This is a genomic window from Rhizobium sp. 862_C5_N1_2, from assembly GCF_051811205.1.
GTDB lineage: Bacteria > Pseudomonadota > Alphaproteobacteria > Rhizobiales > Rhizobiaceae > Rhizobium > Rhizobium leguminosarum.
This window is the reverse complement of sequence record NZ_JBPWPT010000001.1, coordinates 701,408-721,925: the sequence shown is the minus strand read 5'-3', so window position 1 is coordinate 721,925 and position 20,518 is coordinate 701,408. Positions and strand designations below refer to the sequence as shown.

Sequence of the window (20,518 nt, the reverse complement as noted above, 5' to 3'; positions counted from 1 at the left end):
GCCGAAAGGCTGGAAGTGTGACTGTCCCTCGATCATCATCTGCATCTCAGTGATCCGTTCTCTCAACGGCCGCGGCCTCTTTCATGCCACCTCCTTGGGATCAGCCCTTCAAATGCGGGCGGGGAAAGAAGCGCCGGGCCAGGCCGGAGGGCGCGAAAAGAATAGAAAGGCCGTAGAGGATCGCCGCCGTCATGATGATCGTCGGGCCGGAGGCGAGCTCGAGATGGTAGGAGGCGATCAGGCCGAGATAGCCGGATGCGGCGGCACTTGCGGCTGATATCGCCATCATCACAGGCAGGCTGCGCGACCAGAGCTGGGCGACGGCTGCCGGCAGCATCATCAGGCCGACCGCCATCAGCGTGCCGAGCGCCTGGAAGCTGGCGACGAGGTTCAGCACCACGAGCAGCAGGAAGAGCACGTGATAGACCGGCCCGCGCCCGCCGACGGCGCGCAGGAACCCCGGATCGAAGCATTCGGCCACCAGCGGCCGGTAGATGAAGGCGAGGATGACGAGGGTCAGCGAGGTGATCGCGCCGATCAGATAAAGGGCGGGCGCATCGATCGCCAGGATGGTGCCGAAGAGCACATGCAGGAGATCGATATTCGAGCCGCGTAGCGAGACAATCAGCACGCCGAGCGCCAGCGACGCGAGATAGAAGCTGGCAAAGCTTGCATCTTCCTGCAGCACGGTCATCCGGCTGACGGCGCCGGAAAGCAGCGCCACCGACAGGCCGGCGATGAGGCCGCCGAGGCCCATCGCCGTCAGCGACAGCGAGCCGGCGACGAGGTAACCGATGGCAGCCCCCGGCAGCACGGCATGGCTCATCGCGTCGCCCATCAGGCTCATGCGCCGCAGCATCAGGAAAACGCCGATCGGGCCGGAGCCGAGCCCGAGGCAGAGGCAGGCGACGAGCGCGCGGCGCATGAAACCGTAATCGGCAAAGGGCGCCAGGAAGAGATCGTAGGCCGTCATGCCGCCGGCGCCTCTTCAGGTACGCAGGCATTCGCATCCTCGTCCCAGCGCTCGGCCATGGCGCGCGCCTTCAGGAGATTGACGGAGGACATGACGTCTGCGGTCGCACCCCAGCCGACAAGTTCGCGGGCAAGCAGCAGGGTTTGCGGGAAGTGGGCGCGGACGAGCTCGAAATCGTGCAGCACGGCGATCACCGTGCGGCCCTCGCCGTGCCAGCGGGTGACGATATCGATGAGGTCCCTGGTCGTGCGGGCATCGATCGCCGTAAACGGCTCGTCGAGCAGGATGATGCCGGCATCCTGCAGCAGCAGGCGGGCAAAGAGCACGCGCTGGAACTGCCCGGCCGACAGCGACCCGACATGGCGCCGGCCGAAGCCTTCGAGGCCGACGGCCGATAGCGCCTCGCCTGCCCTTTTCACCTCGGCGGGCGCGATGCGGCCGAAGGCTCCCGTCTTCTTCCAGGCACCGAACATGACGGTGTCGATGACCGAGATCGGAAAGCGCCGGTCGATCTCCGCCGCCTGCGGGAGGTAACCAAACTCCGCCCGCCCCAGCCGGTGCTCGACCCTGCCCTCGGCCGGACGAAGCTCGCCCATGATCGCCTTCAGCAGCGTCGACTTGCCCGCCCCGTTCGGCCCGGCGATCGCCGTCAGGCTGCCCGAGGCGAAGGCGCCGGAGACATGATGGACGGCGGGGTGCCTGTTATAGGCGACGGTCAAATTCTCCAGACGGATCAGCGGCGTCATGGCAAGAGAACCGCCCAGTGGATCGCCAGCCAAAGGATTGATATGACCAGCGCCATGCCGATCACCCTAGATAAAGCCGACTGTCCCAGCAGGCTGACGGAGGGGCGATCGGGGCTCGGGGGCATGGCGCATCCTACAATGTAATAACATTACGGTTATGTTATAACGATTGCGGCGAGATTGAGGCGAAGGCCAATCCCAGATTCATCGCTAAGCTAAATACGGGCAGCATTCGACATGAGATGATCGCGTGCGTGCACCCATTTGACAGCCATGTGCTGCCGGGCCAGACTTGACACATGATCAGGCCATGGCCCCTACTTGTTGACCATATTCGCAACGTGCGAGGACATTCGGAAGACGAAAAATTCTCGTCTGCCTTGCAGGGCATTGAGCAACTTGCCGATTTCATCGCTCGAAGTTCGCTTCGGAGTGCGCTGTTCGGATGGACATCGATGGCTGATCTATGCGTCCAACAAACCGACCATGCCCCTCCCTCGGTGCCCTACCTTCGGATTTCAGCGCAATCATCGGGCCTGATAGAGTTTCGCTATATCGACACGCATGTGGAACGCCGGCAATGGACGCGGACGGAAACGCCAGAACGAGCTGTTCAAAGGCTTAGGACCTTCTTGGGCCAACTTCATTGGGTTTCAGGTCCTGACAGCTTTGCTGCCATCCCGAACTAAGAGTTTGCGGCCTGGCCATCCAAACTCGCACCGGCCCATCCCGCCTTCAATTAGCCAACCAGCGTTACGCAAAGGGAAATGAAAAGTTGACCAGATCGCCTCCTGACGTTTGCGATGCTCTGGGTTTCTGCTTCACGCTCGATCGACACGGTTGGAGCGATCTTCTCATCTCTTGCAATGGCGGAATAGTGAGGTGCCGCATCAGTGACGTGTTCTCGGATCCAGCATCAGAGCTTCTGAAACTGTGCCGTGGCGTCTTAGCCAACGAGGTCGTGTCCATTGCGCTCTATGATGAATCCGGCGGCCATGCCCTGTCAGTGACCCCGGACGCTCGGCAACAACATACGATGCTGCTTATGATCCAAGAGTTCCCGCTGTGTCATGGGGCCTATGAGCTCACTGGCGATGAGAAAACCATCATCTCAATCCGGGTTAAACGCAAGCAACTGCTCGGGCTGCTCATGGCGGAACTGTGGAAAGTTGGTCGCTTCTTGCTTGAACCTTCGTTTCAAAAGGATCGGCAGCAGGGATTTCCAACAGAGACGCTCCAGGCGCTGAACGAGGAATGGGATGCCCATGAAACCCTCGGTCCATCATTCCTAAAGTGACGAAATGTAACTGTGTCCCATAATACTTTCCATTCGCGAAACTCGCGATGAAGGCGACATTGTTGCGACGCGTCCGATCTCCGCATTCGGGGCGGTCTCTGACATTTGGCGGAGATCGGCCTATGCCGCCCTTCAACCAAAGCCCAAGCCTCTGGCCGCTATAGGCCGAAACGAGTGTATCCTGACCCCTGCATCGTGCTCGAGGAAGGGCAAACTACCCTAGGCCCATACCCTCAGCGCCCGTTCCATCCGGTCGGCGGCATATGTGACGAGATAGGCGATCACCATGTAGATGACGACGGCGATCAGGAAGGCTTCGAGATAGTAGAAGTTCAGCGCCGCGGTCAGCTGTGACTGCGCGAAGATGTCGACGACCTCGATGGCAAATCCCAGCGACAGTGCCTTCATGATCACCATGATAGAGTTGGCAAGATCGGGGATGGCCGCGACGATGACCTGCGGCAGCATCACCCGGCGGAACACCTGGCTGCGCTTGTAGCCCAGGGAGTAGGCCGCATCGGCCTGACCGTTGTCGAAGGAGTTGAGGGCGCCCTTCACGACTTCCGCCTGGAAGGCTGCGACGCAGGCGGTCAGGGCGACGATGAGCGTGATCCAGTTCGGCGTCGAGTGGCCGTTGTAATCGATGCCGACGAGCGAGGTCAGGAACTGCAGCGTCGGCGGCAAGCCGTAATAGGCAAGGAAGATCACGATCACCATCGGAACGCCCTTGAAGACGACCTTGTAGGCGACGACCAGTTCCCGAAGCAGCGGGACCCGCCGGTATTCCACCATCGCAAAAAGGCTGCCGACGATCGTAGAACAGACGAAGATTCCAAGCGCCATGGCGAGCGTCACCGGGACCGCGCCGAGGATGTCCCAGAGATCGGGCAGAAGGACTTCGGAATCGAACATGTGATGACCTCCTATTCGATCAGACGCTTGCCATCATGGTGGCCTTGGCCGGTGCGGTATTGGGCGCAAACTTTGCGTTTCGCGTTTCGAAAAAGCGCACGACCATCCATGCCACGAGGCATAGCAGCGAATAGATCACCGCCAGCACAAGGTAGGTCTCGAACTGGTACTGATTGTAGTCGCGCTCCATGACGAGATGGGCGGTCGCCATGACATCCGCGGCGCCGATATACATCACGAGTGCGACGTTGTGGATGAGGTAGATGATCGAGTTGCCGTAGCCTGGCAGGGCGATGTGCACCGCCTGGGGTCCGACGACACGAAGGATCTTCTGAAGGAAGGTGTATCCGAGACTGTCGGCGGCGTCATGCTGACCGCGTTCTACGGCGAGGTAGGCTGGCCGCAGAACCTCGGAAAGATAGCCTCCATGGTAGAGGCTGAGGCCGACGATCGCCGCGACATTCGGGGACACGAAGTCCTCGACCTCGAACAAGGCGACGACCAGCGGCAGTCCGTAAAAGGCGACGAACAGTTGCAGCACGACGGGGACGCTCCGGGCATAGGACACGTAGAGGTCGGCCAGCTGGCTGAGAACCGGTATCCTGCGTACCCGGAACGTCGTCGCAATCAGGGCCAGCAGGAAGCCGGCGATCATGGCCGTGAACGTGATCGCAAGCGTCAGCGGCAATGCCTTGAGCAGCTCGGGGATCATGATGGAAAGGTCCACTTGGGAACACTCCTTGTTTCAAATTCAGCCTTGATCGTCGGCCCTGCCTTGGGCGTTACTTCATGTAGGTGGTGATGTCCTCGCCGAACCATTTCTGCGAGAGCTTGGCGAGCGTGCCGTCGGCCTTGAGCTCCTTCAGAGCCTTGTCGATGTCTGCGGAGAGCGCCTTGTTCTCCTCGGAGCGATGGATCAGCACGAATGTGTTGTTGATCGCGACCGGCTCGCTTGCCTTAACGTTGAGCTTCTGCTGGTCGATGACCGTCTGCTCGCCAAGGTTCGACGGCAAAACCAGCGCGTCGTATTTGCCGTTCTCGACCTCTTTCAGGCGATCCGGATAGGGAATGCCGGCGCTGGAGGCGGTGATCTCGATCTTGAAGTCGGGATTCTTTTCCTGCCAGGCGGTGGCGAATTTGTAGATGCCGCCGCCGGCCGTCACCGGCACGATCTTCTTGCCGACCAGATCCTTCATCTCGTTGATGCCGCTATCCTTGCGGCTGTAGATCTTGATCAGGCTGGCGCCGATCGGGCTCTCGGGAATGAGGAACTGCTTTTCGCGAGCGGGCGCCCGGTAGTAGCCGCCGGTCGCGATGTCGTATTTGCCGGTCGCAAGGCCGGTCTCCTGAGCGATGTCGGCAGCACCCTCCATCACGAATTTGTACTGGGGCAGCTTGGCGTTGATCGCCTTCAGGACATCGGGTTCGTAACCCTGCGGCTCGACGCCGATGGCACCCCACGAGAGCGGCTTGGATTCGGCAGCCGTGGCGATCTTGATGGTGCGCACGTCCTCGGCATGGGATAGGCCCGCGGTTGCGAGGGCAAAGGCAACGCCGGCGACAGCGAGGCCGAAGGTGCGGCGGGAAGTCGACTTGATGGAAGACATGTCAGGCATCCTTTCTTTACTGGATGGAGTGTTCGGAATTCAGGAACTGGGCAAGGCGCGGGTTGGAGGGCGTGTCGAAGATCTCGGCAGGGCTGCCTTGAGCGGCGACGACGCCCCGATCCATGAAGACGATGCGGTTCGAGATGTTCTTTGCGAACTGCATCTCGTGGGTGACGAGGAGCGAGGTGATGCCTGATGACGTGACGTCCCTGATCACCTTCAAAACCTCGCCGACGAGTTCGGGGTCGAGCGACGACGTCGGTTCGTCGAAGAGCATGACATCCGGCTTCACGGCCAGCGCACGCGCGATGCCGGTCCGCTGCAGCTGGCCGCCGGACAGCTGGGACGGGTAGCTGTCGACCTTGTTCGAAAGGCCGACCCGCTCAAGCTCCTGCAAAGCGATCGAACGCGCCTCGTCCTTCGACTTGCGCTGCACGACGACGAGCGGATCCATCACGTTCTGAATGACGGTCATGTTCTTGAAGACGTTGAACTGCTGGAAGACCATCGCTGTCCGCAGCCGGATCGCCTGGACCGCGGTGCTGTCCGGCTTCCGGTAGTCCATCTTGACCTGATCGAAGGCGATCGTGCCGGAGGCCGGCTTGGCCAGATAGTTGATGCACTTCAGCAATGTTGTCTTGCCGGTGCCGCTAGGGCCGATGATCGACACCACGTCGCCGCGGTTCACCGAGAGATCGACACCGTTCAGGACCTGGGTGTTGCCGTAGGACAGCTTTAGATCTTTGAGCTCAAGCATTTCGGGTCGGTGTCCTTTCGGCAGAGAGGTCGGAAAGCGTCGTGGTCTCGTCGTCGCTCCACTCGTCTCCGAGCAATTCGGGCGTGTCGAACGCCTGGAGATCGGCGAAATGACGCTCGCGGTCGGCGACGAACAACGCCCTGACGATGCCGCGGGCGAGCCGGTCGGCGCCTTCGCTGATCGCCGGAATATCGCCCGTGAGTTTGCCGTGGCTGAGCGTGGCCGGGAAATTGAAGCAGTGGATGCGGGCCAGCGCCGGGCAGGCGCCCGGCTCAACCTCGAGGAACTCGAACGCCTCGCCGAGGTCCGGCGAGGTTTCAAGCTCGTCGTTTCGCATGTCCGCGGGTACGGGAAAGCGGTCGCGCCAGAGACGGATATGCGATGCGACGGGGCCAAGTTCCGGCCGGTTCGTCAGGTCGACCTTGAAGCCGGTGCCGAAGATCAGGAAATCGACGGGATAGCTGCCTTTCGGCGTCGTCACGACGATATGATCGCCTTCCTGTTGCAGCCGGTTGATCGGGCTTGCGAGATGGAGATGGGCCTGCGGGAATGCGCTGACACGTAAGACGCTCGGACGCGGCGGCGGCGTCTGCGAGCGCATGGCGTAGTCGAGAAACCGCCACTTCCAGTCATCCGGCAGACCGGCGAAGCCGTGCACCACGCCCTGGCTGCCGATGCCGGTGAATTTGTTGATCCGTGGCAGGTCGGTCCTGCGCACGAACAGGTCAAGCCGGGCGGCGCCTGCCTCGAGCGCGGTGGCGGCGTTGTCCATCGCCGAGGCCCCGGCGCCGACGACGCCAACCCGTTTGCCGCGCAATGCGGCGAAATCGATTTCGTCGGCGGTGTGAGCCCAGAACTTGCGATCGACGTCATCGGCGATCGGCGGCACGAAGGGGCCGCCCAGGCCGTCGCGGCCCGTCGCCAGCACCACATGGCGCGCGATCGTCGTTTCGGTCCGGCCATCGTGACGGCAGACGACATCGAGCAGGCCGTCGGCGCGCGGACGAATGGCCTCGACGGCGACCCCATTGCGCACCGGCAGGTCAAGCACGCGCCGGTACCAGACGAGGTAGTCCATCCATGTCTGACGCGGCGCCCTGTCGAGCGCGACCCAGGCATCGCGGCCATGACGCGCCTCGTAATAGGCGCGGAACGTCAGCGCCGGCAGGCCCATCGCAGGCCCGGTCAGTTGCTTGGGAGAGCGTAGGGTTCGCATCCTGGCGAAGGTGACCCACGGCCCCTCGCTTCCGGCAGGCGCCTTGTCGAGAACGACGTGGTTGGCAACGCCGAGCCGCTTCAGCATGGCGGAGGCCACGAGCCCGGCCATACCAGCACCGATGATCACGATGTCGACCACCCCTTGGCCATCGACGACGCGGGGCGGAACCCAGGACTTGGCCGGCAGCTCCAGCCAGGCAAGGTCCTGCCGCAGGCGTGCCTCGAGGGCTTCGAGATTGTTCGGAAACGCCGAGAGGTCGCTCATGACGGCACGTCCTCGGTCATCGGGCTACCGCCGTAGACGGTGTCGGCCAATGCTTCGACGCCGCCTGAGTCATGCAGCCGGCACCCGGGCATCGCCAGGGCCACCGCGCGCGCCGCATCGATGACGGCGGCGACCGTCGGGGTCAGCGGCATCGCGGCCGGCGAGATGGCGCCGAACAGGAAGGGGATGGTGTGGTCGAGGACGCGCATCACGATCCCCTCGAGCGGAACTCCGCAGACGGTTGCCGGCTCGACGATGGCCGCTCCCAGTCCGGCCCGGACCATGGTGAGCGCCGTCAGCGAGGCGTTGACGTCGATCATCCGTTGCGGCGCGACGCCCGCCCGTTCCAGGGCTTCGTCGATGCGGTGCCGCAGGCGGTAGGGATTGGCGAGCGTGATGATGCGGCGCTCGGCAAGATCGGAAAGACGCACCATCTCATCGTTGGCCAGCGGATCGTTGGCGGCAAGAGCGACGACACACGGCGCTTCGGCAATCCAGTGCACGTCGAGGCCGGGATGTTCCAGCGGCAGGCTTGAGATCCCGAAGTCCGCCGAGCGGGCGAGCACCGCCTGCACGACGTTCTCGGCCGCCAGCGCCTGCACGTGGAGATGACGCGGTATCAGATCTGGCGAGACGGCCGCGATCGCCTGCGGCAAAACGCCGGCCGCAAGTGAAGGCGTGGCCGCGATTGTCAGCGACGGCGGCTCATCGAGACCGATGGCATTCGCTCGTTCGCGGATATGGGCGAGGCTGGCAAGATGGCGCTCCACCTCGGCGTGAAAGAGCAGACCGCGCGCGGTCGGGCTGATGCGCGGACCGCTTCGGTGCAGCAGCGCATAGCCGATATCGGCTTCCAGATCCTGAATCAGCCGCGTGACCGCCGGCTGCGACCGTCCCAGCAGCCTTGCCGCCCCGGTCACGCTGCCGGCGGACATCACCGCTGCGAAGGCTTCAAGTTGCCTTATATCGAAAGAGTTAGAATGCATAGTGGACATCAAACACTCTCCTTCATGTCAGTAAAGCATGACAATTCTCATTTGACGACTGGCAGTAGATAAAAAATTCACATCTAATGCTGTTTATCATTCCAGTTTGACATAATGAGGCGTCAGGCCTACCTAGGGCTTATGTCCTTTGACGTCTTGAGGAGCTTGTTTTGACACTCATCGAAACTCTTGCCTCCGTGAGCCCGGGTTCAGCCCTCGCGGTAGCCATGGGGAAACGCGCGGAAATCCTGCGCCTCAGTGAAGCCGCCCACGACGCCGTGCTTCTGCCGCGCGATCCCGGCGGACTGTCGCACGGCCTGAGGGCCGCCCTCGCCGCCCGCATGGCGCGCCACAACCGCAGCCCGGCGCTCGCAAGCCACTACGACACGCTCGTTGCCCGCGCCGACGAAGCGGCGACAGCCTTGCTCGCCGAGCCCGGCACGAAGGTGACGGACCCGCGCACCGTCGAGATCGTTCGTCATGCCGACCGGCTGACGCTCGCACCGCGCGATGCCACGCGTGCCCATGTCGAGGCATTGCGTCAGGTCGGCGTCACCGACGCCGACATCGTCCGGCTCGCGGAGCTTGCGGCCTTCGTCAATTACCAGGTGCGGGTGCTTGCCGGCCTGAAGCTGCTGGGAGAAATGCGATGAGCGAGGTCGTCCACACCTTCACCACCACGGTGCCCCGCTGGCAGCCCTATGTCATTCCGGTCGATTTCGCGACCGCCACCGACGAGCAGCATGCAGCGATGCAGACGACGCCGTCGAACAAGGGCATCTCGCCCTATGTGCTGACCCTGGCGCACGACCCCGAGACACTCGCGGTCCGCTCGCCGCTGTTCAACCTGATCATGTACGGCAAGGACGGACTGGCGGGGAGCGAGCGCGAACTGGGCGCGGTCGCGGCCTCCGTCGTCAACCGCTGCGTCTACTGCGCCGCCGTCCATGCCTCCCGGTTCAACAATCTGACAAAACGCACCGATGTCATCGAGGCCGTATTCACCGATGGTCTCGAGGCGACGCTCGACGAGCACCTCCAGGCAATCTTCGACTTTTCAGCCCGACTGTCGACCACGCCGCCCGAGGCGGTCGCGGCCGACGCGCAGTCGCTGGCAGATGTCGGGCTCGACGAGTTGGAGGCTCTCGATCTCGTCCTCTCGTCGGCCATCTTCGGCTGGGCGAACCGCCTGATGCATACGCTCGGTGAGCCGATGAAGGACTAAAGCGCGTCACGATCGCGCTGGATCTGGCTGCCCGGAGCGAGCCGATCACACAAGCGAAAAGAGCGACCGAACGGCCGCCCTTCATCTTTCAGGAATGAGCGCTCAGAGCTGCTCAACCCCGCACTAACCCGCAACCGCGCCGATTTGTTGCAACAAGCTCAGCAAGTCGGGTTGACCACGCTCTTCGACAAATTTTCCATTAGCCAGACGGTAGAAGTTCACGGCCTGGACCGTGATCGACTTACCTGTCGGCTCAACGCCGAGGAACGGACCCTGGTGCGTGCCGCGCATTGTGAAGCGTGCGGCTATCTTATCGTCTTCAGCGATGATTTCTTCCAAAGTCCATTGGATGTCGGGAAAGCCGCCTCGCATCATTCCAATGATCTCGAGGTACCCATCCGGGCCGCGCAGAGGCTCTTGCCGCCCAGGGACATGGAAAATCGCCTCCGGAGCAATCAACTCCGCGGCGAGTTGTTCGCTAGCTGTATTTATAAACTCGACAAACCGGCGCATTGCCATTTTGTTGCGTTCCATTGCCATTCCTGTTCTCCTTCAAGCACTGTTTCAAGCTGGATGGTTGCGATCGATCGACGATGAGTTTCGGCTTGTCGAAACGGCGGCGGTGAATTTCATGCGGCGCTCTGGGGAAATCGGCGGGGCATGAAAAGCGGGATCCGCGAGACCACCTGACGATAGCGCCGCGTCTTTTCGGAGTGTCGTCATGGTTCCTTGCCACGGCCACCCCACTCTTATCCTCAGAAGGAACCATCTGTCGACTTGGACAATTGCTCGTATGCGCGCAGCGCGTCGAGCTGTCCTTCGAGGGTCGGCTGGTAGGCCGCAAGAGCATCGCTTCCAGCCAGAAATTGCTTTGGCGGATTTTCCATGCCGACGAACTTGACAAGGACGTCGGCCAGCTTTGCGGGATCACCACCCTGTTTGCCGTTGTAGCCTGACCACATGTCTTCAGCGCTGCCTTCGGCGGCGTAGTCCTCGATGGTGCTGGCGGCGTACTTCGCATTCCGGGCGTCGAGCAGGTCTGTCCGGAAGAAGCCAGGCGCGACGGCGGTGATCTTGATGCCGAATTGTTCGACTTCCTGAGCAACCGCCTGCGAGAGGCCTTCGACCGCGAATTTCGAGGCGCTGTATGCCCCGCAGTGCTTGAAGCCGACGATCCCGGCAAGCGAACTGATATTGATGATCCGGCCCGACCGCTGCTTGCGCATGACCGGAAGAACCGCGCGCATCGCATACATGACCCCGTAGAAATTGGTCGACATCAGCCCTTCGATTTCGGCGGTGCTCAACTCTTCGAAGTTGCCGAGCAGGCTGTAGCCCGCATTGTTGAGCAGAACGTCGATGCGACCGAACGCCTTCACAGCTTCGTCTACCGCAGTTCTGGCCTGTTCCTCATTGGCGACGTCCAGCTGGACGAATAGAAGGCGGTCGCCTGCGACGTCGCTCAGGGCATTGCGTACCTTGTCGAGGTTGCGGCCGGTCGCGACGACGCGGTCGCCAGCCCTCAGGGCCGCTTTGGCACTGGCAGCACCGATACCGCTGCCTGCACCCGTGATAAACCAAACCTTGCTCATATCTCACTCCTGTTCCTGATGAACCGGAGGATAGATCGCCTAGCGGGGCACGATTAGATGGTATTATCGGCATGAACTTAGAAATGAGATTTATGAATGCGCCGGGAGAACGGACATGCTGACGTCCCGCGCCCCATTAAACCCCACTGGTGTTCAATCCTCCTTGTGAAGGAGGATTGAACCATCCCGTCCCCAAAGACGGGATCCTGTTTAAAGGGGAAGACGTCTGCGTTTAGGCGACGTTGATGTGAGTGGCGAACCAGTCCAGCACCAGTTGCGGGTTCTTCGCGAAATAATTGTAGCCTTGGAAACGCTGGTCCGTGCCTTCTATCCAGAAAAGCTTCTTATCCTTTGAGGAAATCGTGTCGTAGATCTCCTGAACATTAGACGGCTTGGTCAAGAAATCGTCGCGGACCTGCGCGACCAATGTCGGAACCGTCACCGACTTGGCATATTCCATCGGCCAGACGTCGGAGAGATGATAGCCGGTCCGCTTGTAGTAGGCGGCATCAAACAGCTCGACACCGTTGGCGATTTTTTGATTTTCCATCGCTGTCTGGACAAAGACGGCAGGCGTTACCGGCTGCAATGCAATCATCGCCTTGATGTGGGTGAACTCTTCCGGGTGCTTGTGCATGCCGACGATGGTAGAGTTGGCGCCCAGGCAACGGCTGTAGAGGGCCGTCTTCATATCCTTGGTGTCGGGCCGCGATTTGGCGTAACGCAGCGATCCGATCACGTCACGATATTCCAGGGTACCATGGGCATTGATGCCACCGCTTCCGCTGCCGCTGCGGCCATGGTTGCGCATGTCATAGGTGATGATGTTGTAACCTGCGTCATGCAGGATCTTGTATTCCGGCAGGAAGTTCACCTCGAAGCCGCCAAAGTCCTGCCAGGGCGCCATATGCCCCGGATAGCCATAGCGATTGCAGGGCATCGGGTGGTTCATGATGAGCAACTTGTCGGAGCCGGCGGCTGGAATGAACCAGCCCTCGATCGTGATGCCGTCCATCGCCGGGAAGAAGATTTCCTCATAGTCCATGCCGTATTCGTTCGGCCACCGCAGAACCGGTGTACGCGTCGAATGCGCCATCAGGTCGGCCATGCCGTTGATGAACGCTTCGGAGTTTGCATCCGGCGCTGTCGCAGCCGTGGCCGCTTTGGTATCTGCGGCCTGCGCGCTGGTCGCGGCCGCTGCCATGAGAGGCAGCGTCGCGAGTGCCGCGCTGGCTTTCAGAAGTTGGCGGCGGCTGTTGAAAGCACCTTCCGGTGAAACGATCTTATCAGTTTGCTTGGCCATATCAGGCTCCTGTTTGCTTGAGACGTTGCGTTATCGGGACGAGGCAGAGGGCACCGGGTAGGGGTGTCGGCACCCTCTGCCACTGTCCGCGTTCACTGCTTGGGAGGAACGAAGCCTTCGGTGATGATCACCGAGCCTTCGGTCGAGGCGACGCGAAATTTCCGCGCGGCCGTGTATTCCGGAGAATTGTAGAAGCGCTGCGCGTCAGCCACGCTTGGGAACTCGGCGATGGCCATGACCTTTTTCGGCTCGCCTTCCACCGCCGTCGCATTCAGATTGAACACGATGATCTTGCCGCCGAATTTCGGAGCGAGCGGACCGGCCTCTTCCATATATTTGTTGTAGCCGGCCTGATCCTTGATCGTATAATTCGCAATCATGTAGCCGGGGGCCTGCGAATCCTGGGCAAAGGCGGTCGTGGTGAGGGTCAAGGCGATGGCGGCAGCCACACCGAAAGCGATCTTCTTCATTGTGTCGGGTCCTTTGGTTTTTGAGTTGAGGATGATCAGAGAGATCCGTCCGTCGATCTGGACAGCTCGTCATGGGTTCGCATGTCGCTGAGACGGCTTTCTATGCCGGGCGCGATCATGGCGATCGCATCCGTTCCGGCGACGAATATCTTCGGCGGATTTTCCATGGCGGCGACGGTGACGACGGCCGCGCCGAGCTTGTCGGGATCGCCAGGTTGCACGCCATGGAAGCTCGACCAGGTGGCCTCGGATGTTGCATCGCCGGCATAGTCTTCGATGCCGCTTCGGGGAACGTAACGAACATTCTGGCTGTCCAGCAGATCCGTGCGGAAGGCTCCGGGTTCGACGGTCGTGAACTTGACGCCGAATGGCTCGACCTCGATCCCGACGGAAAACGCCAGACCCTCGATCGCGAACTTGGTGGCGGAATAGGCACCGCAGTGTTTCAGGCCGATGACGCCGGCTGCGGCGCCGATGTTGATGATGTGACCCGACCGCTGCCTGCGCATGACCGGAAGCACGGCGCGCACGACATGCACAACGCCATAGAAATTGGTGGCAAACTGGGCTTCGATCTGGGGAAGGCTCTGCTCTTCGAAGTTGCCGAGCAGGCAATAGCCAGCATTGTTCACCGCGACGTCGATGCGTCCGAACCGCGCGACGGCGTCTTCTGCAGCAGCATTGACCTGTGCTTCGCTGGTCACGTCCAACTTGATGAACGCAAGATCGTCACCAGCAACGTCGCGCAAGGCATCACGGGCCTTGTCGAGATTTCTGGAGGTGGCAACGACCTTGTCGCCAGCCTTCAATGCCGCTCTGGCGACCCCGGCGCCGATGCCGCTGCTCACGCCTGTGATGAACCAAACTTTGCTCACGCTTAACTCCCTGTTTCGACAGACAGGAAGATAGATGCGCTCAGTCTATTTGATTAGAATGCATAATTTGCATGAAGCTAGAAAGCGGGTTTCTAAATAGACCCGCGTTCAACTGCTTTATGGCCGACAGTACGCGTCCGGCGCTTTCGGCCCCTGATCAGCTTCAGGCCATAGTGGGTGATAGACACGAAAAGCCCAATGATCGCTATGTGATGCAGGAAAAAGGCCGGCGTCGCAGTCTGGAAATCCCAAAAGTCGAAGCTCATTTGCATGAACAATTTTGATCCGACATTGACAGTGAGCAAGCTCTGAACGCCATAGACGGCGATGGTGATGGCGACCACACGCAAAACAAGCGTCGGCAGTCTGCCCTCGGCCGTCATGCCGAACCTGCTGCTCACCACGCCGATGATCATCGACCAGTGCAGACCCAGGTGAATGGAGGCCATGAGCAGCGCCAGATAAGCCGCCGACGCGTGGATCTGGCGCAAGGTGAAGGTGCCGGTCAAAGACAGGAAGCCAAAGACGGTCTCTGAGATGATTATGCTGGTTACCAGCAAGGTCAGCATGGTGATCAGAAGCGAGAGATTGATCACCCTGGTGACGATACCGCGCGGTTCGCGCCAGCCCTTCGTGATCATGCCGTACCAACGGCGGTTGAAAATGTTGTGGCTGATCAGCAGCAGGAACATGCCTGTGCCGATTATCTCGTGTGCCGCATTGCCGAGCCAGTTGTAAGCCAGAGCGGCCTGCAACAAGCCGGCCGCCAAGACATCGAGGATCAACCGCAAGAGAAACAGCGGCTTCAAGGGACGTAAGCCCGCATTCTGTCGGTCGTGAACATGAAGTCATTATCTGCCTGCGACCCGTGGCACGATTGGCATCGCTCGGCGAACGCGGTCCGACTGACCTGCATGTTGGTATCGAACTGCTGAAAATGCCAGTCTCCGGTGCGCTGCTCCTCCGGGACGCTGAGACCCCAGTCCACACCTTTCTCCATGACGAAATAGCCGGTGAGCTTGTAGTCAGCCCAGATGCCCAGGACCAATTGCGTGCCGGGCGGCAGCGGTCGGCCGGACTTCGCGATCTCCAAAGTTTCGCGCGTTGCAAACGCCTCCTCCCTGGAAGAGCCACGGTCGTAGGTCGCATAGTGGACATACTCATCGAAATTCTTTGGGAAGGTTGCCCGGTTTCCGGTTGCCTGCGCCATTGCCGAAGAACTGAATGGGCCGAAGACGCTGAAGACGATAGCGGCCACGGTCACGACAAGACGTTGGATCGCGGCGAATGGTTCATTGGATTTTTTGGATCTGGCGTCAGCCATAGAGGATTCCCTTGGTTTGCCGGAGCGGGATTTGACACAGACAATCGACGACACCGTAGTCCGGCGAAGCCGATCAGATTAGGCGGTGGTATTTGCATGGGCTTAGAAAGCGGGCTTCTTAATCCGGCAATTGCTGCAGCAATTCAAAGTGCTGCAGCGTCGCGCGTCTGAAAAACGCGCGGCGCCTGTAGGTCGGAAAGATCGCGACGCGCTTTAGGTTGTTTGGTCAACCAGACCCATTTGCATTTCGTTCATGCGTCCGCCATGCACGGTCAGTGCCGCGAGGCCAGTCCCGATCTCGCGGAGGTCGTCAGGCGTCAGCTCGACCCGAAGTGCACCCAGGTTCTCGTTCAGATGATCGATATTGCGCGTGCCTGGGATAGGAACGATGAACGGCTTCTGCGCCAGCAGCCACGCCAGGGCAATCTGAGAGGGCGTTGAACCTTTCTTTTCGGCGAACTGCTTCAACAGCTCGACGAACGGCATATTGGCTGCCAGGTTTTCAGGGCTGAAGCGGTCGAATGTCGAGCGCAGATCGGTCTTCGGGTCGAACCGTGTGCTCGCGTCGATTTTGCCTGTGAGATAACCCATTCCCATGGGACCCCACGGGACGAAGCCGATGCCAAGCTCCTCACATGCTGCGAGAACGCCATTGCGTTCCGGGCTCCTTTCCATCACGGAGTATTCGGTCTGGACCGCCGTCACAGGCTGGATGGCATGTGCCCGGCGAATTGTCCCGGCGCTCGGCTCCGAGAGACCGAAGTGCAGAACCTTGCCTTCCTGGATCAGCTCCTTGATCGCACCAGCCACGTCTTCGATCGGTACATTGGGGTCGACGCGATGCTGATAGAAGAGATCGATGCGATCGGTTTTCAGGCGTTTGAGCGAAGCCTCCGCCACCTGCTTGATCCGTTCCGGACGACTGTTCAGCCCGGCCGTGCCGTCAATTGCGAAGCCGAACTTGGTGGCGATTTTCACCTGATCGCGTATCGGTGCCAACGCTTCACCGACAAGCTCTTCGCTCGTATACGGCCCATAGACTTCGGCGGTATCAAAAAATGTAACGCCTTTTTCGTGGGCGGCGCGGATGGTCTCGATGCCTTGGGCTGTCGAGGCGGCCGGCCCATAATTGGCGCTGATGCTCATGCATCCAGCTCCTATTTCCGAGACTTCCAGTGTTCCGAGTTTCCGGGTCTTCATCTGGGCTTGTCCTGCCTGGGGCGTGCTTTTAGTTGCCTGGGGCTGATCCGACGAAGCGGCCCAGGCCGGCGATGCGACGGTCAACATTGCCCCGGCGAGCGCCGAGTTGATCAAGAAGTCGCGGCGAGCAACACCCGGATGCTCGTTGGCATTGGAACCCGCATTTGGCTTGTTTTTGTCCATAGGTCGTCTCCTGAATTTAGCGGCAGAGCCGTCTTTTCATCGAAGGAGGGACGAGCCGTGCCAGGCCAGCTTGCACTCAGGCGATCTCGATCACCTCGCCGGCACAGTGATTTTGCGCCCGTCCTCGTGAGGTGAGATAAGCAGCGCAGCACCAGCGATTAGGCCCCATTTTCTGCATGGGGTTAGAAATGGGATTGATAAATGCCGTTACGGTCCCCGGTAACGGAGTGCCTCGACCAGGAGGGAGAAGGCCGGGGTGTGTTGTCGCCGGCTTGGATAATAGAGGTGATAGCCTGGGAATGGCGGACACCAGTCTTCCAGAACTCGGATCAAACGTCCCTCGGCCACATGGTGAGAAACCTGACTTTCGAAGACATAAACAAGCCCCAGTCCGTCAAGGGCCGCGTTTTCGAGCATCTCATTGTCATTGAGAATAAGCGATCCGCTGACGCGCGCCTCCAGCTCAATGCCGTCACGCTCGAATTCCCAGGCATAGAGACCGCCTCCCCTGCTCTGCCGATAGCTTACGCAAGCGTGGTTGTTCAGGTCACGTGGCGTTTCCGGGCGCTTACGATTGGCAAAATAGGAGGGCGATCCGACAACCGCCATTCGAACCTCGGGGCTCACCCGCACCGAGACCATGTCCTTCTCGACCTGTTCGCCGAGCCGTATGCCTGCGTCAAATCGGCCAGCGACAATGTCCGTGAGCCCTTCATCGACATTGATCTCAACGACGATGCCCGGATACTCGGGCGCGAGTTTCAGCAATGCGGGCCAGAGCACCATCCGGGCGGCATGCCGAAAGGTGGTGATGCGAATCGTGCCTGCGGGCTTGTCGCGAAGGGCACTGAGCGCGGCAATCTCGCTGTCGATGTGATCAAATGCGGGACGCAGGCTGTGAAACAGCCGTTCTCCCGCCTCTGTCGTCGAAAGGCTGCGCGTCGTCCGTGAAATCAACCGCACATCCAGACGTCGCTCGAGCATTCGAACAGCATAGCTGAGTGCGGACTGAGAGAGGCCAAGCTTTGCGGCCGCGCGCGTGAAACTTCCCTCCTCCACGACGGTGATGAATGCCGCCAGCTCGCTGAAATCACCTTTTCTCATTCATAAACCCCATTTCTAAGTTCATGCAGATTATAGCGGCTAATCGGCATGCCTGTCCTCCATTATTTAGTTGCTCGACACCGCATGCTGTTGGAGCGGTGCGAGGACGACGAGATCATGAGCAAGACACAACCGAAACTCTTCGACGCGTTCGCTTTCGCCAAGGGGATCACCCTTCGCAACCGGATTGTCATGGCACCCATGACGACATGGTCGGGCAATGAGGACGGAACGGTCTCTGACGAAGAGGTCGCGTATTACCGTCGCAGAGCAAAGGACGTCGGCCTGGTGATTACCGGTTGCACACACGTCATGCCGAATGGCGTCGGCTTCACGGGCGAGTTTGCTTCTTGCGACGATAGCTTCACACCGAGCCTGCGCCGCCTGGCAGGGGCGGCCAAGAGTGGTGGCGCGCCGGCGATCCTCCAGATCTTCCATGCCGGCAACAAAGCCGTGCCCGAACTGGTTCCAGGGGGCGAGATCGTCAGCGCGAGCGCCGTCAAGGCTGCTGCGGGTGCATTCAACACTGGCAACATGACAGCGCGCGCGCTGACTCACGATGAAATCCTGGCTGTCGTGGCTGCTTTCGGCGAGGCCACACGCCGGGCAATCGAGGCAGGCTTCGACGGCATCGAGTTGCATGGGGCGCACGGGTTCCTGATTCAGAATTTCTTCTCACCGCTATCTAACCAGCGAGAGGACCAATGGGGCGGTTCGCTGGAGAACCGCATGCGCTTTCCGCTCGCCGTTGCTCAAGAGGTAAAGCGGATCATCGACACGCACGCGAAGCGGCCCTTCTTGTTGGGCTACCGGATCTCGCCTGAGGAATCTGATGAAGGCGGCCTTCGGCTCAGTGACACCTGCGAACTGATTGATCGCCTCGTCGTCGCCGGTGTGGACTATGTGCACGTGTCGCTCTCGAGCGTGCTTCATGCCAAACCTATCCACGATGCCGGCGGCCGTTCCATCGCTGAGCTCATTGCCGAGCGCGTCGAGGGCCGTATACCCGTCGTCGCCGCCGGCCAAATCAGAAAACCCGATGAGGCCGAAAAGGCCCTCGAATTTGGCCTGTCGCTCGTCGCCGTCGGCCAGGGGCTGGTGATGAATCCGGAATGGGTTGAACTCGCCCAGAACCAAAGAAGTCATGAAATCGACATTGCGCTCAGCCCACTCACGGTTTCGGAGATCACGCTTCCAGTCAAACTCTGGAACATCATTCGTGCCACGGCGGGCTGGTTCGAAATCCGAACTTAACCCTGCGAAGCGAGGCCGGCAGGATGGAAGATATCGCACGCTGGCTGGCAAATGACGCGCCTCATAACGGCGTCAAGGAACTGTTTGCCGCCTTCTGCCAACAGATCGTTCGGTCCGGCATGCCAGTCGGGCGCGCCTCCCTGGGGCTCGAAGTGCTGCGCCCGGAAGTGAGTGGATGGCAGCAGGCCGAAGCGCAGGCCTGCCTCAACTCTCAAGCGCGTCCAGACGGACATTGGAGAGCTGGAGCCAGGGGGGATTGTCGGCATACATTTCGCGGATAATCTGCTTTGTCGATTCGATCCGGCCGCCGGCTTCGTTGCGCCGGTAGCTCATGATGATGGGTGAGGTCGCCCTCTCGTCGGCAATCATGCGATAGCAGACATCGTCCGGTCGCTGGCGCTGCGAGGCCGCGGGAATGATGCACAGGCCGGCGCCGGCTGCGACCATGCCCAGCGCCGTCTGGATTTCGCGAACCTCCTCGACATGCCCGGGGTTGACGTTGATCTCGCCGAGCAGGTTCAGCGTCTCGTCCGCAAAGCTTGGCCGGGGCGTCGAGGGATAGATGATCAGGGATTCCCCCTCCAGCTCGCAAAGCCCGATGGGCTCCTTGGCGATGGATTTGGCATGGCTCTTCGGGAAGGCGACGACAAGCCGCTCCTCTCGGAGCGTCAGCCGTTCGACTTCCCTGTCGTTGAAGCGCACCCTGCCGAAACCCAGATCGATGCGTCGCTCCTTGAGCGCCGTCACCTGTTCCGTCGACATCATTTCCCGGATCTCGATATCGAGATCAGGCCAGCGCTGCCGCATGCGCCTGACGAGATCCGGCATGCCTCCATAGAGGGTGGAGCCGACGCAGCCGATGACGAACCGTTCGCGCTGGGCTTTTCCTATTCTCTGGGTCTGATCACGGATGTGCTCGAGCCGGGCCATGATCTGCGAGGCCTGATCGAAGAAGAACCGTCCCGCCTCCGTCAAGCTCAACGGCCGCTTGGACCTGTCGATCAGGTTGACGCCCAGTTCTTCCTCCAGCTGCTGGATTTGCCGGCTGAGCGGTGGCTGCGCGATGTGGAGAATTTCCGCCGCGCGCGAGAAATTGCGCTCGGTGGCGACCGCCACGAAGTAGCGGAGTTGGCGCAGCTCCATTCCTATTATACCTCCGAGGTATAGATTTCGACTTATATGGTCTTGGACCTTACCTTAAACGAGGGCTAACCTTCCTGCAAATCA

Annotated in this window: 23 protein-coding genes; 4 read left to right on the top strand and 19 right to left on the bottom strand. The window is 60.6% G+C overall.

Annotated elements, in window-relative coordinates; translation table 11 throughout:
* Positions 1–100 precede the first annotated feature (100 nt).
* From ACD590_RS03505 to ACD590_RS03495, 3 genes are read right to left on the bottom strand one after another with little or no spacing between them, the layout of a single operon-like run.
* Positions 101–973, bottom strand: coding sequence for a metal ABC transporter permease (locus ACD590_RS03505; RefSeq protein ID WP_018449256.1), 873 nt, complete (start codon positions 971–973; stop codon positions 101–103).
* The gene (locus tag ACD590_RS03500; RefSeq protein ID WP_439002152.1) at positions 970–1,719 is read right to left on the bottom strand and encodes a metal ABC transporter ATP-binding protein; all 750 of its coding nucleotides are present in this window, start codon (positions 1,717–1,719) and stop codon (positions 970–972) included. The genes ACD590_RS03505 and ACD590_RS03500 overlap by 4 nt, the downstream gene beginning before the upstream one ends.
* Positions 1,716–1,844, bottom strand: coding sequence for a hypothetical protein (locus ACD590_RS03495; RefSeq protein WP_261321247.1), 129 nt, complete (start codon positions 1,842–1,844; stop codon positions 1,716–1,718). The genes ACD590_RS03500 and ACD590_RS03495 overlap by 4 nt, the downstream gene beginning before the upstream one ends.
* 650 nt (positions 1,845–2,494) lie before the next feature.
* Here ACD590_RS03495 and ACD590_RS03490 point away from each other — a divergent pair.
* Complete coding sequence (locus ACD590_RS03490) at positions 2,495–3,016, top strand: hypothetical protein (protein WP_439002151.1); 522 nt, start codon at positions 2,495–2,497, stop codon at positions 3,014–3,016.
* Between the two features lie 219 nt (positions 3,017–3,235).
* On the opposite strand, the gene ACD590_RS03485 is transcribed toward ACD590_RS03490, so the two are convergent.
* From ACD590_RS03485 to ACD590_RS03460, 6 genes are read right to left on the bottom strand one after another with little or no spacing between them, the layout of a single operon-like run.
* Positions 3,236–3,928 (bottom strand): amino acid ABC transporter permease, encoded by a 693-nt coding sequence (locus tag ACD590_RS03485; RefSeq protein WP_047622090.1) that lies wholly within the window; start codon positions 3,926–3,928, stop codon positions 3,236–3,238.
* A gap of 19 nt (positions 3,929–3,947) precedes the next feature.
* Positions 3,948–4,655 (bottom strand): amino acid ABC transporter permease, encoded by a 708-nt coding sequence (locus ACD590_RS03480; RefSeq protein WP_018245130.1) that lies wholly within the window; start codon positions 4,653–4,655, stop codon positions 3,948–3,950.
* 55 nt (positions 4,656–4,710) lie between these two features.
* Positions 4,711–5,535, bottom strand: a complete 825-nt coding sequence (locus ACD590_RS03475; protein WP_018245129.1) for an amino acid ABC transporter substrate-binding protein — start codon at positions 5,533–5,535, stop codon at positions 4,711–4,713.
* A gap of 16 nt (positions 5,536–5,551) precedes the next feature.
* Positions 5,552–6,292 carry an amino acid ABC transporter ATP-binding protein gene (locus ACD590_RS03470; RefSeq protein ID WP_130715771.1) on the bottom strand — a complete coding sequence of 247 codons (741 nt, stop codon included), beginning with the start codon at positions 6,290–6,292 and terminating at the stop codon, positions 5,552–5,554.
* Positions 6,285–7,775 carry an NAD(P)-binding domain-containing protein gene (locus tag ACD590_RS03465; RefSeq protein ID WP_439002150.1) on the bottom strand — a complete coding sequence of 497 codons (1,491 nt, stop codon included), beginning with the start codon at positions 7,773–7,775 and terminating at the stop codon, positions 6,285–6,287. The genes ACD590_RS03470 and ACD590_RS03465 overlap by 8 nt, the downstream gene beginning before the upstream one ends.
* A complete protein-coding gene (locus tag ACD590_RS03460; protein ID WP_439002149.1) occupies positions 7,772–8,770 on the bottom strand; it encodes a LysR family transcriptional regulator in 999 nt (332 codons plus the stop codon). The genes ACD590_RS03465 and ACD590_RS03460 overlap by 4 nt, the downstream gene beginning before the upstream one ends.
* A 161-nt stretch (positions 8,771–8,931) precedes the next feature.
* On the opposite strand from ACD590_RS03460, the gene ACD590_RS03455 reads away from it, so the two are divergent.
* Both ACD590_RS03455 and ACD590_RS03450 read left to right on the top strand, forming a co-directional pair.
* Complete coding sequence (locus ACD590_RS03455; RefSeq protein WP_439002148.1) at positions 8,932–9,414, top strand: CMD domain-containing protein; 483 nt, start codon at positions 8,932–8,934, stop codon at positions 9,412–9,414.
* Positions 9,411–9,986, top strand: a complete 576-nt coding sequence (locus ACD590_RS03450) for a peroxidase-related enzyme (RefSeq protein ID WP_439002147.1) — start codon at positions 9,411–9,413, stop codon at positions 9,984–9,986. Before ACD590_RS03455 ends, ACD590_RS03450 begins: the two co-directional genes overlap by 4 nt.
* 123 nt (positions 9,987–10,109) lie before the next feature.
* On the opposite strand, the gene ACD590_RS03445 is transcribed toward ACD590_RS03450, so the two are convergent.
* The 9 genes from ACD590_RS03445 to ACD590_RS03405 all read right to left on the bottom strand — a co-directional run bounded on the left by ACD590_RS03445 (position 10,110) and on the right by ACD590_RS03405 (position 18,037).
* Complete coding sequence (locus ACD590_RS03445) at positions 10,110–10,526, bottom strand: ester cyclase (protein ID WP_439002146.1); 417 nt, start codon at positions 10,524–10,526, stop codon at positions 10,110–10,112.
* 215 nt (positions 10,527–10,741) lie between these two features.
* Complete coding sequence (locus ACD590_RS03440) at positions 10,742–11,578, bottom strand: SDR family NAD(P)-dependent oxidoreductase (RefSeq protein WP_283186148.1); 837 nt, start codon at positions 11,576–11,578, stop codon at positions 10,742–10,744.
* 232 nt (positions 11,579–11,810) lie between these two features.
* On the bottom strand, positions 11,811–12,881 hold the full coding sequence (locus tag ACD590_RS03435; RefSeq protein ID WP_439002145.1) for an alpha/beta hydrolase family protein: 1,071 nt from the start codon (positions 12,879–12,881) through the stop codon (positions 11,811–11,813).
* Between the two features lie 92 nt (positions 12,882–12,973).
* A complete protein-coding gene (locus ACD590_RS03430) occupies positions 12,974–13,351 on the bottom strand; it encodes a DUF1330 domain-containing protein (RefSeq protein ID WP_166480483.1) in 378 nt (125 codons plus the stop codon).
* 35 nt (positions 13,352–13,386) lie between these two features.
* Complete coding sequence (locus tag ACD590_RS03425; protein ID WP_439002144.1) at positions 13,387–14,226, bottom strand: SDR family oxidoreductase; 840 nt, start codon at positions 14,224–14,226, stop codon at positions 13,387–13,389.
* Positions 14,227–14,318: 92 nt separating this feature from the next.
* Complete coding sequence (locus ACD590_RS03420) at positions 14,319–15,035, bottom strand: DUF4405 domain-containing protein (RefSeq protein WP_439002143.1); 717 nt, start codon at positions 15,033–15,035, stop codon at positions 14,319–14,321.
* Positions 15,032–15,550, bottom strand: coding sequence for a cytochrome P460 family protein (locus tag ACD590_RS03415; RefSeq protein ID WP_018449271.1), 519 nt, complete (start codon positions 15,548–15,550; stop codon positions 15,032–15,034). The genes ACD590_RS03420 and ACD590_RS03415 overlap by 4 nt, the downstream gene beginning before the upstream one ends.
* 213 nt (positions 15,551–15,763) lie before the next feature.
* Positions 15,764–16,933 carry an aldo/keto reductase gene (locus ACD590_RS03410; protein ID WP_439002142.1) on the bottom strand — a complete coding sequence of 390 codons (1,170 nt, stop codon included), beginning with the start codon at positions 16,931–16,933 and terminating at the stop codon, positions 15,764–15,766.
* 207 nt (positions 16,934–17,140) lie between these two features.
* Positions 17,141–18,037 (bottom strand): LysR substrate-binding domain-containing protein, encoded by an 897-nt coding sequence (locus tag ACD590_RS03405; RefSeq protein ID WP_439002141.1) that lies wholly within the window; start codon positions 18,035–18,037, stop codon positions 17,141–17,143.
* Positions 18,038–18,154: 117 nt separating this feature from the next.
* Here ACD590_RS03405 and ACD590_RS03400 point away from each other — a divergent pair, with 117 nt between their 5' ends.
* The gene (locus tag ACD590_RS03400; RefSeq protein WP_439002140.1) at positions 18,155–19,291 is read left to right on the top strand and encodes an NADH-dependent flavin oxidoreductase; all 1,137 of its coding nucleotides are present in this window, start codon (positions 18,155–18,157) and stop codon (positions 19,289–19,291) included.
* Between the two features lie 204 nt (positions 19,292–19,495).
* On the opposite strand, the gene ACD590_RS03395 is transcribed toward ACD590_RS03400, so the two are convergent.
* A complete protein-coding gene (locus ACD590_RS03395; protein ID WP_439002139.1) occupies positions 19,496–20,434 on the bottom strand; it encodes a LysR family transcriptional regulator in 939 nt (312 codons plus the stop codon).
* Positions 20,435–20,518: the final 84 nt, after the last annotated feature.